The 1268-nt window shown below is 53.5% G+C and carries 2 protein-coding genes; both read right to left on the bottom strand.

Annotation, left to right across the window (positions count from 1 at the left end; all coding sequences use genetic code 11):
• On the bottom strand, positions 1-224 hold a 224-nt coding region (locus LQV45_RS33505), incomplete at its 3' end, for a hypothetical protein (protein WP_230012085.1).
• 473 nt (positions 225-697) lie between these two features.
• Positions 698-1268, bottom strand: a 571-nt coding sequence (locus LQV45_RS33500; RefSeq protein ID WP_230012083.1) for a glycosyltransferase, incomplete at its 5' end; no start/stop codon positions are given.

Raw genomic sequence — 1268 nt, 5'->3', positions numbered from 1 at the left:
GTGCTACCTTGCGCACCGTCGGGCGCACCGACGATAACTAGAGGACGCTTCGTGCTGATCAAATCGTTTTTTACAAGTGAACGAACACGGCGCTCAAGATTTTTGCGAACGTTGACCCTGCCGACGCTCAATAAGAACCCGTCCGACGGGGATCCAAGCTCAAGTGGTGCCGGTTCGGAATCGGCGTACTCTTTACTCAATGCCAAGCCGACATTCGTGGTCAATGCTTTAGTATTGGGCAGGCGCCTTCGAATCCTTTCGGATTCGGAGCTCGAGGAGGTGAATATCCGCTGAGCCCGAATCGCGGACCAGCATATTCCTTTCAGGTACGATCGTTCTGCCCGAGTAAACCACTCGGGGTGCTCAGTGAACATCAGATCGTGGATAAAAACGCAACGTAGGCCGCCCACACCCAAAGGCGCGAAGTTATGTGTAAGGACGACATCGAAGCTCGTAGAAAGCAGCCCTGCCGTCATGGCTGCAACGGCGTGTTGTGGTGCGTGGGTGAACGAGAAGGAGAGGTTCGGATAGTCCGATGAAATTCTATCGAGTTCACTCCGATTTCGATCCGACCTCGGAAGCATCAGTGTTATCCCGTCCTGCGGATATGCTTCAGCCCAACCAATCGCCAACGACCGAACAACATTTCTCCCTGACGGCGGTCCACTAAACCACCAGTAGGCGTCCATGAGAACTTTCATCGAACGTCCGCACCTTGCTTGAGTTGAATCAACGCCTGGTTGAGCAGGTCGTTGTACGCCTCGCAGACACTGGACCAAGAATACTGCTGAATGGCTCTTTCTCTCGCTCGAAGTCCACGTTGACTACCAACAGCAGTATCTTTTAGAGCCGATATTACTACTTCAGAAATATTCTGCGCTTCGGGTGAGCAATAAAGCGCCGAATCTGCCAGGACTTCCCGATTATATACCGTTCCTCTGGCGACAATAGGCGCACCACAGGCCATCGCCTGCACCAGGGCTGGGTTTGTTCCTCCAACACTGTGGCCATGGAAGTAGGCGCCGGCGTGCTGAAACAATGAAAACAATCGGGCATCATCGCGGATGTGACCGAGCCAAGTTACGTTGTCGAATTTGTCCGACAACTCTTTGGCTCGGTGGTCCAGAGGACCCCCATATCCGCTTGCTCCGACCAGAATGACGCGATTCTGCTCAGCGATCTTCTCCACCGCGTCAAAGAACTCGCCAACCGTATTCTCAGGAACGAACCTAGATACCAAAAGCACAGAACCGCGAAGGCCTAGTCCC

The sequence above is a fragment of the Microbacterium sp. Bi128 genome, from assembly GCF_918698205.1.
The sequence above is the reverse complement of the archived record's forward strand: the minus strand, read 5'-3'. Positions and strand labels throughout refer to the sequence as shown.